Raw genomic sequence first — 17,017 nt, forward strand, 5'->3', positions numbered from 1 at the left:
CCTTTGGTCGGGCGGACTCTAGCTATTCCTGGCTGAGTTTCAGGGGGTCACGTCAAACGCCATGCGTCTGGCACGCGACTTGTTGCGTAACGCGTTAGGCGAGCCAATTCGGCACGCTGGCCCGAATGGAGACTTACCGATGGTGTCTTCCGTTGTCGTGGCCCGGACCAAGTCGGACGGGCTTGAGTACCTTGCGGAAGCTGCGCCGGTCGCGTGGACCGACGCCTCTGATTCCGCGCAACACTTCCAGAACGTTCGCGACGCCACCCGCGCCGCGATGCGTCTGCCCAGCCGGTTCCGGGCCTTCGCCCTGCCGGTCACCGACCTCGCCAACTAAGGCGTCGCCTCGCCCCACTCGTTCCAGCCGGCAAAGCGCGGGGTTCCAGGGACGTACATGCTGTCCTGACGCCGCACCGTGAACCCGGCGGCCGCGATCGCCGACGTGACCGGGCGCGTGAGGTGGCAGCCGCCGGCGAGGCGTTTCCAGACCGGCTCGATCCGGCGCTGCCACTTGGCGACGTCGGGCTCGGGCGCCAAGCCGTGCTCGCAGTAGAGGAAGCGTCCGCCAGGCTTCAGCACCCGCCGCGCCTCAGACAGGGCCGCCGCCGGCGCCTGCACCGAGCACAGGGTGAAGGTGCAGACCACGCAGTCGAAGCTGCCGTCCTCGAACGGCAGGGCCTCGGCCGTGCCGTCCTCCACCTTGACCGACAACCTCGGATCGCGCGGCGCGGCTTCCGCCACCGCGCGAAGCTCCGGCGCCGGATCGACGCCCGTAACGCTCTCGACCTTCGCCGCGTCGTAGAAGCCCAGGTTCAGGCCCATCCCGATGCCCAGCTCCAGCACCCGGCCGTCGGCCAGGGGCACGACCTTGGCGCGCTGCTTCATCATCGGCTTGGCCGAGCAGGCGCACTTGAGAAGCTTGGGCAGGACGAAGCGATCGTAGAGCGAAGCCATGCGCCCAGCATGGCCCAGTCAGTTCGGTTCGTACACCTTGGGTGCAGGGGCGATGGCGACGGGCCCCAGCGTCGTTTGCCCCGCCTCGAAGTTGAGCGTGGCGCGGGCGACGTCGCCGTCCTGGCGCGCCTGGGCGACGGCGGCCGCAGCGTCGGCGCGGTCCTGCGGGATCGTCCCGGTGGAGCCCAGGGCGCCGAGCGCACGGGGCGCCTGGCGGAGCGAGACGTCCAGCACCCCGACGGCCCGTCCGTCCGTTCCGACCCGCAGCGTGCCGGCGTTGACGCCGATCAGGGCGTCGCCCGCCGTAAGGCCGCCGCGCTTGACGCTCATCTGGCCACCGGCCGCGGTCCAGCTCCGCACGGCGCTGGGCCAATCGCGGCCGTGGAAGGCGCTGATCTTCGACATCCTGCCGTCCCATTCGATGGAGATCGGTTTCTCGCCGGCGATGCGCCCGAGGAGGCCAGAGAGTTGGGCCTTGCCATTCTTCACCGTCAGCCAGACGCCGCCCTCGTCGCCGACCTCGCTAGGGGCTTGGCGCAGGTGGAACTCGACCCGTTCGGCCGCTTGCAAGCCAAAGGGCTGGGCGCCGGCCGCGGGCTGGAAGCGCAGTTCCGCGCCCTCGAACGAGAAGTTCGGCGGGGTGTTGGTCAAGTGACTGATGCTCGCTCGGATCAGCTTGCCGGTGACCTGCACGGGACCGCCCAGCGGACGCACGAACGTCAGGCCCTGCGGCGCGGCGATCAGCCAGGTGGTGGGCGCGTGCATGAAGGCCTGGGCCTCCAGCTCGGGCGTTTCCAGGGCCCAGCCGGAGCGGTCTCGAATCCGCGCGTCGGTCAGCTTCACGTTCAGCCGGAACGGATAGCCGCCGATGCTGCGCTCCTTCCAGGCCACCTCGTAGCCCGCGGTACGCAGCGCCTCGGCGCCGGCGTCGATGCGGGACTTGGCTTCGCCCCGCGCCCAGATCCAGGCGGCGGTCCAGGCAATGACCAGAACGAAGGCCAGCCCGAAGGCGACATAGAGGCGGAGGCGGCTCAGTTTGCGGGGCGCGGACGGATCGGGCACAGACGTCTTCAGGATGGTTCGAGGGGCGTATGGCGTCGGAACGGTGGGTCTTCGGCTATGGTTCGCTGATGTGGCGGCCGGGATTCCCGTTCGCGGAGCGGCGAGGCGCCACCTTACACGGGCGCCGCCGGGCCTTCTGCATCTATTCAGTCCATCATCGCGGCACCTATGAACGGCCGGGCCTTGTGCTGGGCCTGGCGCCGGGCGGGGCCTGCCGCGGGGCCGGCTACCGGGTCGACGACAAGGATTGGGACGAGGTCTACGCCTATCTGCTGGAACGCGAGCAGCCGACCGAGACCTACATCGAGGCCCGCCGCTTCGTTCGCCTGGACGACGGCCGGCGGGTCGAGGCGCTGTGTTTCCTGTCGGACGTGCATCACCCGCAGTGGGCGGGCGCGCTGAGCCATGAGCGCCAAGCCGAGCTGATCGCAGGCGCCACGGGCCTGTCCGGCAAGAACGTCGACTATCTCCGCGACCTGGTGGACCACCTGCGCGAGATGCGGGTGCGGGACGTAGGCATGGAGCGGCTGCTCGGCATGGTGGAGGCGCGCGAACTCGCGGCCTAGTTTCCGACCAGGGCGTTCGATTTCGCTTCGATCCGCTCTTCGAGGATGCGCATGAACTCGGCGCGCTTCAGCCCGGGTGGGATGGGTTCGAGGTATTCGTAGACGATCAGGCCGGGCTTCAGTTTGAGGCCCTTGGCGGACCAGTGCTCGCCGGCGTTGGTGGCCACCGGATACACGGGCACGTTCAGCTCCTTGTAGAGCGCGGCGATGCCGGGCTTGTAGTCGGGCGGCGCGCCGATCAGCTGGCGGGTGCCTTCCGGGAAGATCACCACCTGCGCGCCCCACTTGAATCGCTCGGCGCCCTCGCGGATGAGCTGGCGCATGGTCTTGGCCGCGCCCGCCCGGTCGATGACGATCGCGCCGGCCTTTTTCCCGTACCAGCCGAACCACGGGATCCAGGCCAACTCCTTCTTCATGACGAAGGCGTTGGCGGGAAGCCACGTGAACTGGGCGAAGACGTCCAGCATGCACTGGTGCTTGGGCGCCACCAGGGCGGCGCCGGTGGGGATATGCTCGGCGCCGCGCAGTTCGACCCGGACGCCGACCAGGCCCAGGAGCGCGATGACGCCCTTGCCCCAGACGTTGAACATGCGGTGCGACCAGTGGCGGGGGCCGAAGAGGATCGGCGTGCAGCCGACGGCCACGATCGATGTCCAGGCGCTGAACAGAACGAGGTAGACGATCGAACGGAGGGCGTTCACGAGCCGGCCTTCTGCTGCGCCGCCGGGGCTTCGCGGGGCCCCAGCCCCAGCACCGCCTCGCGGCCGAGGATCGCCAGATACTTGCAATACTCCACAACCATCAACCGCGCGGCCCGCGGATTGCGCCACCAGCGGCGCGCCTTCAGGGCCGGGGTTGGGACGGCGTAGGTCTGGGCGGTGACGCCCGTGCCACGCAGCACGGCATTCAGCTCCAGCATGGCGCGGGGCATGTGGTAGTCGGCGGTGACGATGATCAGCCGGTCGTAGCGCATGGCCTGGGCCCAGGCGGCGGTCTCGCGCGCGTTGCCCACGGTGTCTGCGGCGGTGAACCCGAGGTCCACGCAGCAGTCGTAGAGCCGGCGCACGGCACGCGAAACGTTGCGGATGTCCTCGCGGCTGGCCTTGCGGTTGACCCCGGACACGAGGACGCGGCGGCCATAGCCGTCCTCGAGTAGCCCCATGGCTGCGGCCAGCCGTTCGTTGGATCCGGCGCCCGTGAGGGCCACGATCCCCTGGGCGGGGACCGGCGCGCGGGCGGGCGTCTGGTGCTGCACCCGGCTGGCATAGGCGAGCAGGCCGGAGAACCAGATCAGCGCCACGACGAGGAAGGCGGCGATCGACTTCATCAGAGCTTCTGTATCAGCCGCCGCGCCGTCACGCGCGCCGCCACCGCCGCAACGAGGGCGGCGAGCACCGGGCAGGGGAGGACGGCCAGCAGGTCGATCCAGGCGATGGGGAGAGCCGGCGTGATCCCCTGGCCGCCGCCGACCAGCCGCAGCACGGCCCCCAGCATCGCGGCCGCCAGCGCGCCGGCCGCGCCGGAGATGGCCGCGATGCGGGCGAAGCGCAGCTCGAACAGATTGGCGATCTGACTGTCTTCGGCCCCGGCCAGATGCAGGACCTCGACCACGTCGCGGCGGGCGGCCAGGCCGGCGCGGGTGGCATAGGCGACCACCGCGCCGGCGGCGCCTGCGATCAGCAGCAGCAGGGTCCCGGCGGTCCAGCGGACGACGCCGGCCGCGTGGCGGATGTCCTTGATCCACACGCTGTGATCGTCGACGACGGCGTCGAGCCCATGGTTCTTGAGCGCCGCTCCGAGCGCGGCGGCCGTCGCGGGCTTCTTGTCGTCAAGTCCGACCGCCACCAATCGCGGGACGGGCAGGTCGTCGAGATCTGCCACGTCGCCCAGCCACGGCTTGATCAGGGCGTAGGCCTTTTCCTTCTCCAGGGCGCGCGCCTCGGTGACCCCCGGCACGCCGGCCAGGGCCTCGGCGGCGCGGGCGGCGGCGGCATCGGGGGTTTCGCCGCCGCGGGCGCGGACGATGACCGTGGCCTCGCCGGTGAGCTGGCTGGCCCACCCCTGGGCTGCCCGGTTGCCCGCGATCACGCCCAGTCCGGTCAGGCAGGCCAGGAAGCACAGCACCGCCACCACGAACAGCAGCGCGGGATCGCGTGCGTCTTCCTCGGGCAGGAACGAAGCCGGCCGCCAGCGCGAGGGATCGAAGGGTTCGCTCATTCCGCCGGCTCCGCGACGGGACCCTGCGGCGGCAGCGGACGCAGGCGGCCCTTGTCGAGGTGCAGCACGGGTCGCGCCGACCGGGCGACCAGGTCCTGGTCGTGCGTGGCGATGATGATCGTGGTGCCCAGGCGGTTCAGTTCGACGAACAGGCGGTAGATGCGCAGCGCCATCTCGTGGTCGACGTTGCCGGTGGGCTCGTCGGCCAGAAGGATCTCGGGCCGGTTGACCACCGCGCGGGCGATGGCCAGCCGCTGTTTCTCGCCGCCGGCGAGGGTTGGCGGCAGGGCGTTCATCCGCTGGCCGAGGCCCACCCAGGTCAGCAGCTCGGCGACGTCGTTGCGGTATTCCGAGGGCTTGTGGCCGGCGATGCGCAGGGGCAGGGCCGTATTGTCGAAGGCCGACAGATGGTCCAGCAGCAGCAGGTCCTGGAACACCACGCCGATACGGCGGCGGATCGGCGGCAGATCTCGCGCGGACAGGGCGTCGATGTCCTCGCCGAACAGCCGCACCGAACCCGACGAGGGTCGCGCCGCCAGGTAGATCAGCTTGAGGAGCGAGCTCTTTCCAGCCCCGGACGGCCCCGTGACGAAATGGAACGACCCGCGCGGCAGGCTCAGCGAGACGTCGCTCAGGACCTCGGGGCCGCGTCCGTAGCGCATGGAAACGCCGGCGAAACGGAGGATCTCGTCGGCCGATGTATCAACCGGCGGCGTCATGGGCGTTTCTGGACATGGAGGCCGAAATCGGCGACCTCGGAGTGAGGGTGCTGGAGCGTCCGATTCGACCTCATGATACTGACCTGCCCAGAGTGCGCCACCAGCTATTTCGTCGACGACCTGCGCATCCCGCGGGGCGGGCGCATGGTCAAGTGTACGACCTGCGGGAACCGGTGGCGCGCGTACCAGGACCGATCGATCGCAGAGGGTGAGCCGCCCGAGGACGAGATGCTGGTCGAGGGACCGCGGCCGCCCGCGCCCGAGGACGACCTCGAGTTCGTCGCCGCCCCCACGGTTTCGGCCCACAAGCCGGCTGAGAAGAAGAAGGCATCGCGTGGCCTGGTCGTCGGCGCAAGCATCGCCGCGGTGCTGGCCGTCGCGCTGGGCGCGGCGGTAATTTTCAGGCAGCAGGTGGTGGGCGTCGCACCCGCCACCGCGCCCGTGTTCGCCGCCATCGGCTTGCCGGTGAACATGTTCGGCCTCGTGATCGACGCCAAGTCGCAACCGGTGCTGCAGGGCGGCAAGCCTGTCTGGTCGGTGACCGGGTCGATCCACAACGTCAACAAGCAGGCCACCGAAGTTCCGCCGATGCGGTTCAGCCTGCTGGACAAGGCGGGCAAGCCGGTCGCCAGCCTGCTGGCCCAACCGTTGAACGCCCGGATACCGCCCGGCGCGACGCGCTACTTCGCCGTTTCGCTGCCGGATCCGCCGGCGGGCGCCGACGTGCTGGATATCGCCTTCGAGCCCGCCGCCAAGGAGCACGCGACGCCGGTCGAGACCCAGGCCGAGCCGGCGGCGCCGGCCGCCGTGGAGGCCCAGCCGCTTCCTGCCGACTCTCCTCACGCCCTGAAAAAAAATGAGCAGCACTGAGCAGCAGCCCACCGTCCTGATTCCCGAGGACGAGATCGCCAGCCGGATCGAGGCGTTGGCCGCGCAGATCGCGCCGCGCATCGACGACGAGACCGTGGTGGTCTGCCTGCTGACCGGGGGCATCTGGTTCGCGGCCGACATCACGCGCGCCCTGGCGCGACAGGGGCGGACGGTGCGGTTCGACGCCCTGTGGCTGGCCTCGTACAAGGACGAGCGCCAGTCGAGTGGCCGGTGCGAGGTGCGCGCCGACCTGCAGCGGCCCATCGCCGGCCGGAAGGCCCTTGTGGTCGACGACGTGTTCGACACGGGCCTCTCGCTGTCCGAGGCTGCCCGCCTCGTGAAGGACTCGGGCGCCACCGAGGTGCTGACCGCCGTCTTCGCGCGCAAGCCGTGGCCGACGCCCCGGGCGATGGAACCAGATTTCGTCGCGTGGGAGGCGCCAGGGCGGTTCCTCGTGGGCTACGGCCTGGATGTGGCCGGGACGATGCGCGGCCTCCCCTACATCGGCGCAATGGACTAGACATCCTGAAATTCGTCTCTCATAGGAGACGAATGGATAGTTTAGTTGACGACTCCTCGGCGAAGCTCGCGCGGCGCATCCTGCTGGAACGCGAGGCGCGCGGCTGGTCCCTCTCAGAACTGTCGGAGCGCTCGGGCGTCTCCAAGGCCGCGATCAGCAAGATCGAACGCGGGGAGGTCAGTCCCACCGCTGTCATCCTAGTCCGTCTGGCGACAGCTTTCGAACTTACTTTGGCGGGCCTGCTGCTGCGGGCGGAAGGCGACGCCGGGCGGCTGGCGCGGTCCGAGGACCAGGCGGTGTGGCGAGACCCTGACACCGGCTACGTCCGTCGCCAGATCTACAGCCGCCCGGATCACCCGCAGGAGCTGGTACAGGTCGAGCTGCCGCCGGGCCGGCAGGTTGAGTTCCCAGCCTCGGCCTACGCCCGCATCCGTCAGGCCGTCTGGGTGACCGCCGGCGAGCTGGTCGTGCACGAGGGCGGCGAACGCCACGTTCTGCGCGCCGGCGACTGCCTGGGCTTCGGCGCGCCGGCGCCCGTCGTCATCGCCAACCAGAGCACGCTGCCGTGCTCGTATGTCGTCGCCCTCGTGAGGATCTGACCATGGACGCCGCCCTCGTTCCCCTCATCGTGCGTAGGGACGACCTGTCGAACCCGCAGACCCAGGACCTGCTGCGCCTGCATCTTGCCGGAATGCAGGACAGCTCGCCGCCGGGGCATTGCTTCGCGCTGGACGACTCTGGCCTTCGGGAGCCGGAGGTCACGCTCTGGAGCGCCTGGCGCGGCGACCGGATCGCCGCCATCGGGGCCCTGAAGGCGCTGGGTGACGGCACGGGCGAGATCAAGTCGATGCGCACCCACCCCGATCATTTGCGACGGGGCGCGGGTGCAGCGATCCTTGATGAGATCATCGCGGAGGCGCGCCGCCGCGGCTTCCGCCGCCTAAGCCTGGAGACCGGCAGCGGCGAGGCGTTCGAGGCGGCGCTGGCCATGTACCGCGCGCGGGGCTTCCAGCCGGGCGGCGCGTTCTCGGACTATGTCGGCAGCGCCTTCAACCAGTTCATGCACCTGGAGCTGTGACTCAGGCCTCGTAGGCGGCCGTCAGCATCAGCAGGAGGCGGTTCAGGGCCTTCTCGACGTAGAGCCTGGCCTGTGGCCGGCCTTCCAGTTCGTAGGACTGGATCGAGACCACGGTGTCGATGGCGGGCATCACCACGATATAGCGGCCGCCGTTTCCGGCCGCGGTGTAGCTGCCGGGCGGCAGGCCGCTGGCCGCCGGGTCGGCGTCGACCCACCAGAGATAGCCGTAGCCCGACATGATGCCGGGATCGCCGGTGCGGGAGATCGCCCGGGTGCTCTCGGCCACCCACGAGGCCGGGATCAGCTCGCGGCCCTGCCATCGGCCCTTTTGAAGGACGAGCTGGCCGAAGCGGGCCATGTCGCGCGCGGAGAGCCAGAGATTGTAGGCCGGGAAGCGCGGCTGGGCGGTGTCGTAGCCCCAGCGCGCGTGCTTCAGCGGATCGAAGTCCTGGAAGCCCAGCGGCCGGGCGAGCTGGTGTTCGAAGGCGGTGAACAGCGGCGTGCCGGTGAGGCGCTGATAGGCCTCGCCCAGGGCGTTGAAGTCCCAGTTGTTGTAGTACCAGAACGTCCCCGGCGGGTGGCTGCCGCGGGCGGGCCGTGCCGCCTTCATCGCCGGCGTCTCGGCCGACGAGGGTATGTAAACGCCCGAGCGCGCCTCCAGTAGCTGGCGGATCGTGGCGCCGCGCTCAACCTCGGTGAGGGGCGTGTAGTCGTCGACCCCGACCTGGGCGAGGGTCTGATCCAGGTCGATCTGCTTGTCGCGCACGGCGATGCCGTACAACGCCGACAGGAACGACTTGCGCACCGAGGCGATGCGGTCGGCGGCCGAGACGTCGCCATCCGAGACCAGGGTGTGACCGGCGTGCAGGACCACCAGGCCCTTGACCTCCAACGCCTTGGCCTCGGCGCGGAACGCGTTCAGCTTGGGCTCCGACCAACGGGCCCTGGCATACGCCGGGGCGGCGAGGGCGGCCGCGCCGGCCGCCAGAACGGTCCTGCGGCCGATCAGTCCAGCCATGGGGCCGAGCGTTCCTTGTCCAGCATGTCCTGATAGGTCGGTCGCGGACGGACGACAGCGAACTGGTCGCCCTTCACCAGCACCTCGGGAACCAGCAGGCGCGAGTTGTACTCGCTGGCCATGGCCGCGCCGTAGGCGCCGGCGCTCATGAAGGCCACCAGGTCGCCGGCCTGCATCGGCGGCAGCGGCCGGTCACGGGTGAAGGTGTCGCCGGTCTCGCAGACCGGGCCGACCACGTCGTAGGTCACCAGCTCGCCGTCCCGCGGCTTCAGGGGCCGGATGTCGTGGTAGGCGTCGTACATGGCGGGACGCAGCAGGTCGTTCATGGCCGCGTCGAGCACCAGAAACTTCCGCCCCTCGGGCCGCTCGTGCACGTGGTTCACCTGGGCGACGAGAACGCCGGCGTTGGCGGCGATCATCCGGCCGGGCTCGAAGGCGAGCTGGACCTCCAGGCCACGGGTCACGCGGCCGATCATGGCGGCATAGTCGGCGGGCGAGGGCGGCTCGGGCTGGTTGAAGTAGGGCACGCCCAGGCCGCCGCCCAGGTCGAGCCGCTCGACCGACAGACCCTCGGCCTTCAGCCGTTCGACAAGGCCGCGCATCTTGGTGAAGGCCGCCTCCATGGGCGCCAGGTCGGTGATCTGGCTGCCGATGTGGCAAGCGACGCCGGCGGGGCGGACGCCGGCCATGTTCGAGGCGTTGGCATAGAGCCGTTCGGCTTCGGAGAAGCTGACGCCGAACTTGTTCTCGGCCTTGCCGGTGGCGATCTTGGCGTGCCCCCCGGCCTCGACGTCCGGGTTCACCCGGATGGCCACGGTGGCCCGCTTGCCCATCTGCTGGGCCACGCGGTTGACCAGGTGCAGCTCGGGCTCGGACTCGACGTTGATCTCGGCCACGCCGGCGTCGACCGCGAAGGCGATCTCGCCCTCGGTCTTGCCGACGCCCGAGAAGACGATCCGTTCCGGCGGCACGCCGGCCGCCAGGGCGCGGCGAACCTCGCCCTCGGACACCACATCAGCGCCAGCGCCCAGGTTGGCCAGGGTGCGCAGCACGGCGACGTTCGAGTTGGCCTTCACAGCGAAGGCGATCAGCGGATCCTTCAGGCCGGCGCCCGTCAGGGCGTCGCGCAGGACGGTGAAGTGCCGTTCCAGTGTCGCCGACGAATAGACATAGACTGGCGTCCCGACCGCCTCGGCGATGCGGGACAGCAGAACGCCTTCACACGCGAGCTCGCCCTCCAGAAGCTCGAAGTGGTTCATCGCGGGTTGGAATAGGGGTCGGGCATGGCGCTTTGCGGGGCCACCGCGCCGGGGCCGCGATTGGTGCCCGGGATCGGCAAGGTGCGCGGCGGCGCCGGATCGGTCGAGCGGTCGCGCGGGTCGACGGTGTCGACCGGCCGTGTCGGGTCCTGCTGCCGCTGGGCGTCGTCGGCGTCGCGGGTGCGGTTGCGCTCGGCGCCGAACAGCGGGCCGGGGCGCTCGAGCTGGCCGACCTTGCCGCAGCCGGCGAGACCGGCGGCCAGGATCAGGGCGCTCGTGAGAGCACCCGCGCGGCGTCGCCGCGCTACCTTGGCTTTCGCGCCTTCCGGACGTCGAACCGGTTCCCACTTCGACTGAAGACGCGTGCGACGGCTCATGCCAGGGCTTCCTTCCAACGCTTGATCTGGGCGCGGACCTGGTCCGGCGCGGTTCCACCATAGCTCTTCCGGCTGGCCACGGAGGCCTCCGGCGTGAGCACGTCGTAGATGGCAGGCGTGATGCGTTGATCCAAGGCCTGAAGTTCGCCGATGGGCAGGTCGGGCAGACCGACGCCCAGTTCCTCGGCCTTCTTCACGGCGCCGCCCGTCACGTGGTGGGCGTCGCGGAACGGCAGGTTCAGTTCGCGCACCAGCCAGTCTGCGAGGTCGGTCGCGGTGGAGAAGCCCGCGCCGGCGGCGGCGGCCATCGTCGGGCGCACCGGCTCCAGATCGGCGACCATGCCGGCCATCGCCCGCAAGCTGAGCTCCAGGGCGTCGAAGGCCTCGAAGGTGGGGACCTTGTCCTCCTGCATGTCCTTCGAATAGGTCAGCGGCAGTCCCTTCATCACCACGCTGAGCTGGGTGAACGAGCCCAGCAGGCGGCCCACCTTGGCGCGCACCAGCTCGGCGGCGTCGGGGTTCTTCTTCTGCGGCATGATCGAGCTGCCGGTGGTGAAGGCGTCACTGAGCCGGATGAAGCCGAACTGCGGCGTCATCCAGATCACGATCTCCTCGGCCAGGCGCGACAGGTGAACCGCGCAGATGCTGGCGGCGGCGAGGCTTTCCAGGGCGAAGTCCCGGTCGGCGACGCTGTCCAGCGAATTGGCGGTCGGCCGGTCGAAGCCCAGCGCCTTGGCGGTCATGTGCCGATCGATGGGGAAGGGCGAGCCGGCCAGGGCGGCGGCGCCCAGCGGGCTTTCGTTCATCCGCGCGCGGGCGTCGGCGAAGCGGGCGGCGTCGCGGCCGAACATCTCCACATAGGCCATCAGGTGGTGGCCGAAGGTGACCGGCTGGGCGGGCTGCAGATGGGTGAAGCCGGGCATGACCGCATCGGCGTGCTCGTCCGCCTTGGCGAGCAGGGCCTTCTGAAGCGCCCGGATCTGGCCGGCGGTGCGATCGCAGGCGTCGCGGACCCACATGCGGAAGTCGAGCGCCACCTGGTCGTTGCGCGAGCGGGCGGTGTGCAGTCGGCCCGCGGCCGGGCCGATCAGCTCGCGCAGGCGCGCCTCCACGTTCATGTGGATGTCTTCGTACTCGTCGCGGAACGGGAAGGTCCCGGCCTCGATCTCGGCCTCGATCGTCTCGAGGCCCGCCTGGATGGTCGCCTCGTCCTCGCTTGTAATCACGCCCGCGGTGCGCAACATCGCGGCGTGCGCTCGGGACCCGGCAAGGTCCTGCGCCGCGAGCCGCTTGTCGAAGCCGATGGAGACGTTGATCGCCTGCATCAGCTCGGCAGGCTTGTCGGAGAACCTGCCGCCCCACATGGCCTGTCCCGCCCCCGACGACCCAGGGGAGGACGGTCCAGCGGGCGGGGCTGAGGAAGAATTGGTCATATGAGCGAAGGTCCGGAAACAGGCGCGGCGGGCAAGCCCAAGGCCGGCGCTTTGACCTGGGGCCTGTGGGGCGCCGCCCTCGCGGGCGTCGCGGCGGTTGTCTACATCATCGGCTCGGCTTCCACCACGCCGCCTGCGCCGACCGCGAAGAACACCGGCGCGCCCGCGGCGGTGGCGTCGCTCGCCAGCAAGGTCACGACGCCCGCCCAGCCGACGCCGGCGCCCGACTACACCTTCTACGACGCCGGCGGGAAGGCGATGAAGATCGCCGACCTCAAGGGCAAGGTGGTGGTGATGAACATCTGGGCCACCTGGTGCGGGCCGTGCGTCACCGAGATGCCGACCCTGGCCAAGCTGCAGGCCGCCTACAAGGGCCAGCCGGTCGAGGTCGTGACCGTCAGCATCGATTCCGAGAGCTCCGCGGCCAAGGCGCGGCTGTTCATCGCCCAGCACGAGCCGCTGAAGTTCTACCACGACCGCGAAATGAAGCTGCCGTTCAAGCTCTCGCCGCCGGCCCCCGGCGCGCCCACGACGGTGATCTACGGCAAGGACGGAATGGAAGTGGCCCGCGTGGCCGGCGAAGCCGACTGGTCGGGCGCGGAGGCCCGCGCGCTGGTGGACAAGGCGCTGGCGGGTTAGGGGCGGGAGTCCGACCCCAGTCGGACATTTCGCGAGTTGCTCCTCTCCCACGGCGCTGCCGCGCCTGGGAAAGGAGATGGCTCCCAACCACCCATCCCGGACGTTCGCCCTGGCCGCTTCTCGATGTCGGCGCATGCGGAAATGCGCCAGGGCGCGTGCGGCTGGCGTTGGGTGGTCGGCTGGCTGAGGTCGAGGCGGTAAGCGCAGTGTTCGGGGGGGCGACCTCAGGACGAATCCACGAGGCGAAGCACGGCGGCGCCGGCCATCAGGCTGGCGCGTGGGGGGCGCCCGGGCGTGGAGACCGGGCGGGGCCGCAGGGCCCGGACGCCGCGGCGAAGGCGCGCGACGCCGGCCTCCAGGGCCGCGTCCAGGCGCTCGAGGTCGATGGGCTCGTCCTCCGGCGTGTCGGCCAGGCGGTCCAGTTCGTCGACGAGTTCGTCGCAGTCCAGGCGTTCGTATTCGTTCCAGCCCGTCGGTTCGGTCCGCTACCGCGTCGCGTTCCGACGTGGGCGGCTGGGTCGCCGCGCCGAGCTGGCCCGCGCCACTCGCGAAGCCCTCTTGGCCGAGGTTGAGCTGCAGCGCGTGGCGACGATCTCTTCGGCGACGCCGTGAACAAGGCCAGCCACCTGGGCGAGGACGTGGCCAAGCGGGGCCAAGTGTTGTTGACCGATGTGGCGCTCGACTCGCTGGCGGTATCACTCGAGCCATAGCCGTCGCGCTTCTGAACTCGCCGCGTTCGATGCGGCCAGAAGGAACGCCACCGTCGCCATGACCAGGCGAAGCAGCTTCCTAGGCGGGCAGCAGGCGGGACTTCAGAATGCGCCGCAACCACGGGTCCCAGAAGCGGTCGGCGAGATCCGCGCTTACCGCGACTACAGCCATCGCCGCAGTGACGACTAGGACGGGCGGAACACCGAACGCCTCTAGCACCATGATCGTGGCATAGCCCACCGGGACGTGAAGGACGTAGACGGCGTAAGAAGTTCGCCCGAGCCACCTTGCCGCCGTGCTGGTGAGCGGTCCTGGTTCTACGGCTGCTGCAGTCAGGATCACGAGCGGAAAGAGGATCATCGTCGTCGGAAGGTCGAACCACCAGCGACCAGGACCGAGGGATAGCGCAAGGGTCAGCACGACAGCGATCGCCGCCACTCGCCCGTCGGACTGGGTATTGGCCCCTGAGAATAGGCGTCGCAGGAGGACGCCGACCAAGAATCCAAAAGAGACGCGTACCGTCGCCAACGGGATGCCGTCCCAGGTTACGCCACGGTTCAGCCAGCCGCGATAGATCCCGCCCAGGACGAGCAAGACGGCCAGCACGGCAATCATGCTCACGAGCCGGCGCGTGGTCAGGAGACTGACGGCTAGGGCGAAGGCGATGTTGATCGCCATCTCATAGGCGAGCGACCACGTCGGATAGTCAGCGAGGAAGAACCAGCCGTGGGGTGACAGGGCGGGCGGCGTGGGCAAGTAGAACAAAGCCAAGGCGCTCGCGACAGCCACGTTCACCAGGGCTGTGCCCTCCGCCAGGAGGTAAAGGGCGCTAAGGCCAACTCCAAGAGCCAGCAATGGCCAAAGGCGTACGACGCGGATCCAGAAGAACTGCATCGGCCCCATGCCATCCTTCAACCGCTCCTCGTAAGCGGTCGCGATCACGAAACCGCTCAGCATGAAGAAGAAGTCGACAGCAAGGTAAGCGCTGGGCGACGCTGGTAAGCTCAGCGGTCCGCAAAGATGCATCAGCGCAACGGCCAACGCCGCGACGCCCCTAAGCCCATCTAGAGTTTCAAATCGGCGCCCCACCACCATCGTATGGGGCCGCCGCGGGCGCCCGTAGTCAAGCCATCTCGCGCTCGGAGCGAGTGGGCGGTCCGTAAGACCCCGATAATGGGCTGCTCGCGGCCGCGGCCCTTCAGCGGCTCGGTGGGATCGAAGATTGAGCCCTGAGCCACTGCATCACGAGATCCGGCAAGGCGGCCCGGGGCGGCCTTGTCGGGGTCCGCTCGGCCAATCCGGACATCAACGGACCCGTGGCGCCGCCGACCTTCGCGACGCCGTCGACCAGTTCGTAGGTGGACTTCTAGATGCGGCCGTCGACTTCAAGGCTGATTGGATTGAACCTGGGCATGACCGCCAACCTGATATGGCGAAAGCTGATGGGCAAGGCGTCTCGCCCGGGCGCTGGGCGGGGCGTAGGGAGCGGGCGGGCTTGGCGCCTTCGACCGGTCAGACGAATGGACGACGCACCCGCGCCCACGCTCAGCGCGCTCCTCCCCCCGGAGAACATCCACTTGGTTGTGGCCTGCACCTTCGGCGGACGCCGCCACAAGGCGCGATGGTCCGCGCTCCAGCCGTCCAGCGCCTCGGCCCCGACTGCACCGTGGCCGAGGCCAAGCGCCGCCTGCGATGCGCCAGGTGCGGCCGGAGGGGCTGCGGGAACTGGATTGACGTCTATCCCTGCACGCTGGACGCTGGCGCGTCCTGGGCGCACCGGCAGCAGACGACATCGGCAGAGATGCCGCCCTGGTCCCTGGAGGAGGCGCTGGCCACGTATCGGCAGCTGCTGGGGGGTAAGAGCTGGGCGGGGACGGCCCCGTTCAGTGGCCGGTTCGACGGGGCTTCGAACGGCCTGTGAAGGCCGCTCAATCCCGGCCCGCTATTTTCTAAGGCACTCTAGAACCAAGTGTCCCGCTGCACCACTTTCGCGAGCCGCCAGAGCAGCGCGATCTCTTCGTTCATGGCCGGACGCGGCGGGCATTAACTGACATGACGCAGTGATCAATCTCCCGCTCTTGCCTCGGCCTGTCATGCATCTTTTGCGGGACGAGGGGGTGTTTAGGTGAGAACGTAGTTGCCGAGTCACTTTCGACAGGCGTATAGGGGAGGTCATGAGCAATGACCCCAGAGCCCTAGTGTCTGCGCTTCAGGACCAACTGAGGCGTTGGATGGATGAGCGCGCTGCCTTGCAGGCGGCAATTGATGCGCTCGACGCGAAGCTGGCCAACGCGGCGCAAGCGTTCGGGCTTGACCCCGAAGTGCTGCCGATGCCCCGCGCCGACGCGCACTATATGAAGCGGGGGCCGGGCAAGCCGCGCGAAGGCACGATGACGGAAATGATCATCAACCTCTTGGCCGCCGCTCCTGATGGGATGGAGCGTCGCGAGATCGGCCGGGCGCTGGAGGCGTCGGAGTTCGGCGATATGCACCGCGTGAACCCCAACAACATGTACAACATCGTCCGCCGCGCCCTGAATAAGGGGGAGTTGGTTGAGGTCGACAAAAAGATCTATCACTCGACGCGCCAGCCGAAGGAGTCTTCTGACGTAGAGCGAAAGGCGCACGTTCTGTTCGCGGTTTCCGGGAATGAGGGGTGATGATCGTGTGATCTAGATAGCAAAAGGCCCGCGCGAGGCGGGCCAATCACCGGTCGGAATCCAAAGGCTTCCAACGCGTCTAAGCACCGCGCAGCCTACGGATTCCGGCCCAAAAATCAAGCCTTTCCGTGGGGGCTGGAATGTCCAGTCATGCCTTGGGCTGGCGGCGTAGTCCGCTCGTCCTCCCGCACCGCAAACGCCAAGGGTACCGGAAGCCTAAGCCGCGTCCGCATCCTCGCCGCTAGTCAGGGGCCGCCGGGGGCAACCTCGGCGGCTATTGGTTCTCTCCACCACTTAGACTACGGACTCCGCCTTTAGGCCTAGGTACCCGTTGACGACCCTCGCCCAAACCAAAGCCCACTATGAGGGATTGCGGAACGCCGCGTGTTTGCAGGCTGGGAAGGCCTTGAGGGCGCATGGCGTGGACGTGCGCCTAATGACAGCAAGTCGGCGGGCATGGGAATATATTCGCGAGCACTGGACCCCAGCCGGACGCCATCCTGACTGCGCGCATTGGGATTGGGAACAGCTTTGCAGAGAGCATCGCGCGCCGAAGACACTTGAACTTGCGATCTGGACGCCAGATGAGCGGTTGGCGGGGATGGTGCTGGCGACACTGAGCTCGGAAGCGGCCTTTATAAGGCGGGTAGAGGGCGACCCGAGGGACGGCTGCCAGCTCCGCGGAAAGCGCGTCCTGATCGCGTTGGAAACCGTGGCGAACTACGCCCAGGGCGCCGGGCTGAGCGAAATCAGGCTGGAACCGATCAATGCAAAGTTAGCTTCTCTGTACGAAACCGTGTATGGTTTTGAATTGCACCAACCTCGGAAAGCCTCGCCATATCATCGGAAGGCGATTTAGAGATGACCGCGCTCCTAGCTCTACTCCAAGCCCCGTTTAAGCGGGTGTTCCTCCACAGCAAGCCGCTGCCGGATC

Annotated in this window: 21 protein-coding genes; 10 read left to right on the forward strand and 11 right to left on the reverse strand. The window is 68.8% G+C overall.

Features of this window, described 5'->3' with window-relative positions:
- The first annotated feature begins 139 nt into the window (after positions 1–139).
- Positions 140–337 (forward strand): hypothetical protein, encoded by a 198-nt coding sequence (locus ACODSY_RS20535; protein WP_488953750.1) that lies wholly within the window; start codon positions 140–142, stop codon positions 335–337.
- Here ACODSY_RS20535 and ACODSY_RS20540 read toward each other — a convergent pair.
- Positions 334–954 carry a class I SAM-dependent methyltransferase gene (locus ACODSY_RS20540; protein WP_488953751.1) on the reverse strand — a complete coding sequence of 207 codons (621 nt, stop codon included), beginning with the start codon at positions 952–954 and terminating at the stop codon, positions 334–336. The genes ACODSY_RS20535 and ACODSY_RS20540 overlap by 4 nt on opposite strands.
- An 18-nt stretch (positions 955–972) precedes the next feature.
- Positions 973–2,016, reverse strand: coding sequence for a DUF2125 domain-containing protein (locus ACODSY_RS20545; RefSeq protein WP_488953752.1), 1,044 nt, complete (start codon positions 2,014–2,016; stop codon positions 973–975).
- A gap of 29 nt (positions 2,017–2,045) precedes the next feature.
- Here ACODSY_RS20545 and ACODSY_RS20550 point away from each other — a divergent pair, with 29 nt between their 5' ends.
- Positions 2,046–2,582 carry a gamma-glutamylcyclotransferase gene (locus ACODSY_RS20550; protein WP_488953753.1) on the forward strand — a complete coding sequence of 179 codons (537 nt, stop codon included), beginning with the start codon at positions 2,046–2,048 and terminating at the stop codon, positions 2,580–2,582.
- Here the strand turns inward: ACODSY_RS20550 and ACODSY_RS20555 are convergent.
- From ACODSY_RS20555 to ftsE, 4 genes are read right to left on the reverse strand one after another with little or no spacing between them, the layout of a single operon-like run.
- The gene (locus ACODSY_RS20555) at positions 2,579–3,283 is read right to left on the reverse strand and encodes a lysophospholipid acyltransferase family protein (protein WP_488953754.1); all 705 of its coding nucleotides are present in this window, start codon (positions 3,281–3,283) and stop codon (positions 2,579–2,581) included. The genes ACODSY_RS20550 and ACODSY_RS20555 overlap by 4 nt on opposite strands.
- Positions 3,280–3,909 (reverse strand): YdcF family protein, encoded by a 630-nt coding sequence (locus ACODSY_RS20560; RefSeq protein ID WP_488953755.1) that lies wholly within the window; start codon positions 3,907–3,909, stop codon positions 3,280–3,282. Before ACODSY_RS20560 ends, ACODSY_RS20555 begins: the two co-directional genes overlap by 4 nt.
- Positions 3,909–4,799, reverse strand: a complete 891-nt coding sequence (locus ACODSY_RS20565) for a cell division protein FtsX (protein WP_488953756.1) — start codon at positions 4,797–4,799, stop codon at positions 3,909–3,911. The genes ACODSY_RS20560 and ACODSY_RS20565 overlap by 1 nt, the downstream gene beginning before the upstream one ends.
- Positions 4,796–5,518, reverse strand: coding sequence for a cell division ATP-binding protein FtsE (ftsE, locus tag ACODSY_RS20570; protein ID WP_488953757.1), 723 nt, complete (start codon positions 5,516–5,518; stop codon positions 4,796–4,798). Before ftsE ends, ACODSY_RS20565 begins: the two co-directional genes overlap by 4 nt.
- 72 nt (positions 5,519–5,590) lie before the next feature.
- On the opposite strand from ftsE, the gene ACODSY_RS20575 reads away from it, so the two are divergent.
- The 4 genes from ACODSY_RS20575 to ACODSY_RS20590 are packed head-to-tail and all read left to right on the forward strand — an operon-like array spanning position 5,591 to position 7,986.
- Positions 5,591–6,388, forward strand: a complete 798-nt coding sequence (locus tag ACODSY_RS20575) for an MJ0042-type zinc finger domain-containing protein (RefSeq protein WP_488953758.1) — start codon at positions 5,591–5,593, stop codon at positions 6,386–6,388.
- Positions 6,375–6,908: a phosphoribosyltransferase gene (locus ACODSY_RS20580; RefSeq protein WP_488953759.1), complete on the forward strand. Its 534-nt coding sequence runs from the start codon at positions 6,375–6,377 to the stop codon at positions 6,906–6,908. The genes ACODSY_RS20575 and ACODSY_RS20580 overlap by 14 nt, the downstream gene beginning before the upstream one ends.
- A gap of 32 nt (positions 6,909–6,940) precedes the next feature.
- Positions 6,941–7,507 (forward strand): helix-turn-helix domain-containing protein, encoded by a 567-nt coding sequence (locus ACODSY_RS20585; RefSeq protein WP_488953760.1) that lies wholly within the window; start codon positions 6,941–6,943, stop codon positions 7,505–7,507.
- 2 nt (positions 7,508–7,509) lie between these two features.
- Positions 7,510–7,986 (forward strand): GNAT family N-acetyltransferase, encoded by a 477-nt coding sequence (locus tag ACODSY_RS20590; protein WP_488953761.1) that lies wholly within the window; start codon positions 7,510–7,512, stop codon positions 7,984–7,986.
- A 1-nt stretch (position 7,987) separates the two neighbouring features.
- Here ACODSY_RS20590 and ACODSY_RS20595 read toward each other — a convergent pair whose 3' ends face one another.
- Genes ACODSY_RS20595 through argH form a run of 4 tightly spaced genes read right to left on the reverse strand, consistent with a single transcriptional unit; the run spans position 7,988 to position 12,073 of the window.
- Positions 7,988–9,004: a serine hydrolase domain-containing protein gene (locus ACODSY_RS20595; protein WP_488953762.1), complete on the reverse strand. Its 1,017-nt coding sequence runs from the start codon at positions 9,002–9,004 to the stop codon at positions 7,988–7,990.
- A complete protein-coding gene (gene lysA / locus ACODSY_RS20600) occupies positions 8,992–10,263 on the reverse strand; it encodes a diaminopimelate decarboxylase (RefSeq protein ID WP_488953763.1) in 1,272 nt (423 codons plus the stop codon). The genes ACODSY_RS20595 and lysA overlap by 13 nt, the downstream gene beginning before the upstream one ends.
- Entirely contained in the window at positions 10,260–10,640 is a 381-nt protein-coding gene (locus ACODSY_RS20605) for a hypothetical protein (protein ID WP_488953764.1), read from the reverse strand. The genes lysA and ACODSY_RS20605 overlap by 4 nt, the downstream gene beginning before the upstream one ends.
- Positions 10,637–12,073 carry an argininosuccinate lyase gene (argH, locus tag ACODSY_RS20610; protein ID WP_488953765.1) on the reverse strand — a complete coding sequence of 479 codons (1,437 nt, stop codon included), beginning with the start codon at positions 12,071–12,073 and terminating at the stop codon, positions 10,637–10,639. Before argH ends, ACODSY_RS20605 begins: the two co-directional genes overlap by 4 nt.
- On the opposite strand from argH, the gene ACODSY_RS20615 reads away from it, so the two are divergent.
- A complete protein-coding gene (locus tag ACODSY_RS20615; RefSeq protein ID WP_488953766.1) occupies positions 12,074–12,712 on the forward strand; it encodes a TlpA family protein disulfide reductase in 639 nt (212 codons plus the stop codon).
- A 789-nt stretch (positions 12,713–13,501) separates the two neighbouring features.
- Here the strand turns inward: ACODSY_RS20615 and ACODSY_RS20620 are convergent.
- Entirely contained in the window at positions 13,502–14,518 is a 1,017-nt protein-coding gene (locus ACODSY_RS20620; RefSeq protein WP_488953767.1) for an acyltransferase family protein, read from the reverse strand.
- Between the two features lie 526 nt (positions 14,519–15,044).
- On the opposite strand from ACODSY_RS20620, the gene ACODSY_RS20625 reads away from it, so the two are divergent.
- The 3 genes from ACODSY_RS20625 to ACODSY_RS20635 all read left to right on the forward strand — a co-directional run bounded on the left by ACODSY_RS20625 (position 15,045) and on the right by ACODSY_RS20635 (position 16,942).
- Positions 15,045–15,344: a hypothetical protein gene (locus tag ACODSY_RS20625; protein ID WP_488953768.1), complete on the forward strand. Its 300-nt coding sequence runs from the start codon at positions 15,045–15,047 to the stop codon at positions 15,342–15,344.
- 310 nt (positions 15,345–15,654) lie between these two features.
- Entirely contained in the window at positions 15,655–16,083 is a 429-nt protein-coding gene (locus tag ACODSY_RS20630; protein ID WP_488953769.1) for a hypothetical protein, read from the forward strand.
- 421 nt (positions 16,084–16,504) lie between these two features.
- Positions 16,505–16,942 (forward strand): hypothetical protein, encoded by a 438-nt coding sequence (locus ACODSY_RS20635; protein WP_488953770.1) that lies wholly within the window; start codon positions 16,505–16,507, stop codon positions 16,940–16,942.
- Positions 16,943–17,017 lie beyond the last annotated feature (75 nt).

This window comes from Phenylobacterium sp. FG114 (assembly GCF_057809855.1).

Coding starts and splice junctions, on each gene's coding strand:
- ACODSY_RS20560 (WP_488953755.1), bottom strand. CDS start 3,909: ATGAAGTCGATCGCCGCCTTCCTCGTCGTGGCGCTGATCTGGTTCTCC.
- ftsE (WP_488953757.1), bottom strand. CDS start 5,518: ATGACGCCGCCGGTTGATACATCGGCCGACGAGATCCTCCGTTTCGCC.
- ACODSY_RS20625 (WP_488953768.1), top strand. CDS start 15,045: ATGGTCCGCGCTCCAGCCGTCCAGCGCCTCGGCCCCGACTGCACCGTG.
- ACODSY_RS20595 (WP_488953762.1), bottom strand. CDS start 9,004: ATGGCTGGACTGATCGGCCGCAGGACCGTTCTGGCGGCCGGCGCGGCC.
- ACODSY_RS20580 (WP_488953759.1), top strand. CDS start 6,375: ATGAGCAGCACTGAGCAGCAGCCCACCGTCCTGATTCCCGAGGACGAG.
- ACODSY_RS20575 (WP_488953758.1), top strand. CDS start 5,591: ATGATACTGACCTGCCCAGAGTGCGCCACCAGCTATTTCGTCGACGAC.
- ACODSY_RS20550 (WP_488953753.1), top strand. CDS start 2,046: ATGGCGTCGGAACGGTGGGTCTTCGGCTATGGTTCGCTGATGTGGCGG.
- ACODSY_RS20605 (WP_488953764.1), bottom strand. CDS start 10,640: ATGAGCCGTCGCACGCGTCTTCAGTCGAAGTGGGAACCGGTTCGACGT.
- argH (WP_488953765.1), bottom strand. CDS start 12,073: ATGACCAATTCTTCCTCAGCCCCGCCCGCTGGACCGTCCTCCCCTGGG.
- ACODSY_RS20585 (WP_488953760.1), top strand. CDS start 6,941: ATGGATAGTTTAGTTGACGACTCCTCGGCGAAGCTCGCGCGGCGCATC.
- lysA (WP_488953763.1), bottom strand. CDS start 10,263: ATGAACCACTTCGAGCTTCTGGAGGGCGAGCTCGCGTGTGAAGGCGTT.
- ACODSY_RS20620 (WP_488953767.1), bottom strand. CDS start 14,518: ATGGTGGTGGGGCGCCGATTTGAAACTCTAGATGGGCTTAGGGGCGTC.
- ACODSY_RS20630 (WP_488953769.1), top strand. CDS start 15,655: ATGGATGAGCGCGCTGCCTTGCAGGCGGCAATTGATGCGCTCGACGCG.
- ACODSY_RS20540 (WP_488953751.1), bottom strand. CDS start 954: ATGGCTTCGCTCTACGATCGCTTCGTCCTGCCCAAGCTTCTCAAGTGC.
- ACODSY_RS20590 (WP_488953761.1), top strand. CDS start 7,510: ATGGACGCCGCCCTCGTTCCCCTCATCGTGCGTAGGGACGACCTGTCG.
- ACODSY_RS20535 (WP_488953750.1), top strand. CDS start 140: ATGGTGTCTTCCGTTGTCGTGGCCCGGACCAAGTCGGACGGGCTTGAG.
- ACODSY_RS20615 (WP_488953766.1), top strand. CDS start 12,074: ATGAGCGAAGGTCCGGAAACAGGCGCGGCGGGCAAGCCCAAGGCCGGC.
- ACODSY_RS20565 (WP_488953756.1), bottom strand. CDS start 4,799: ATGAGCGAACCCTTCGATCCCTCGCGCTGGCGGCCGGCTTCGTTCCTG.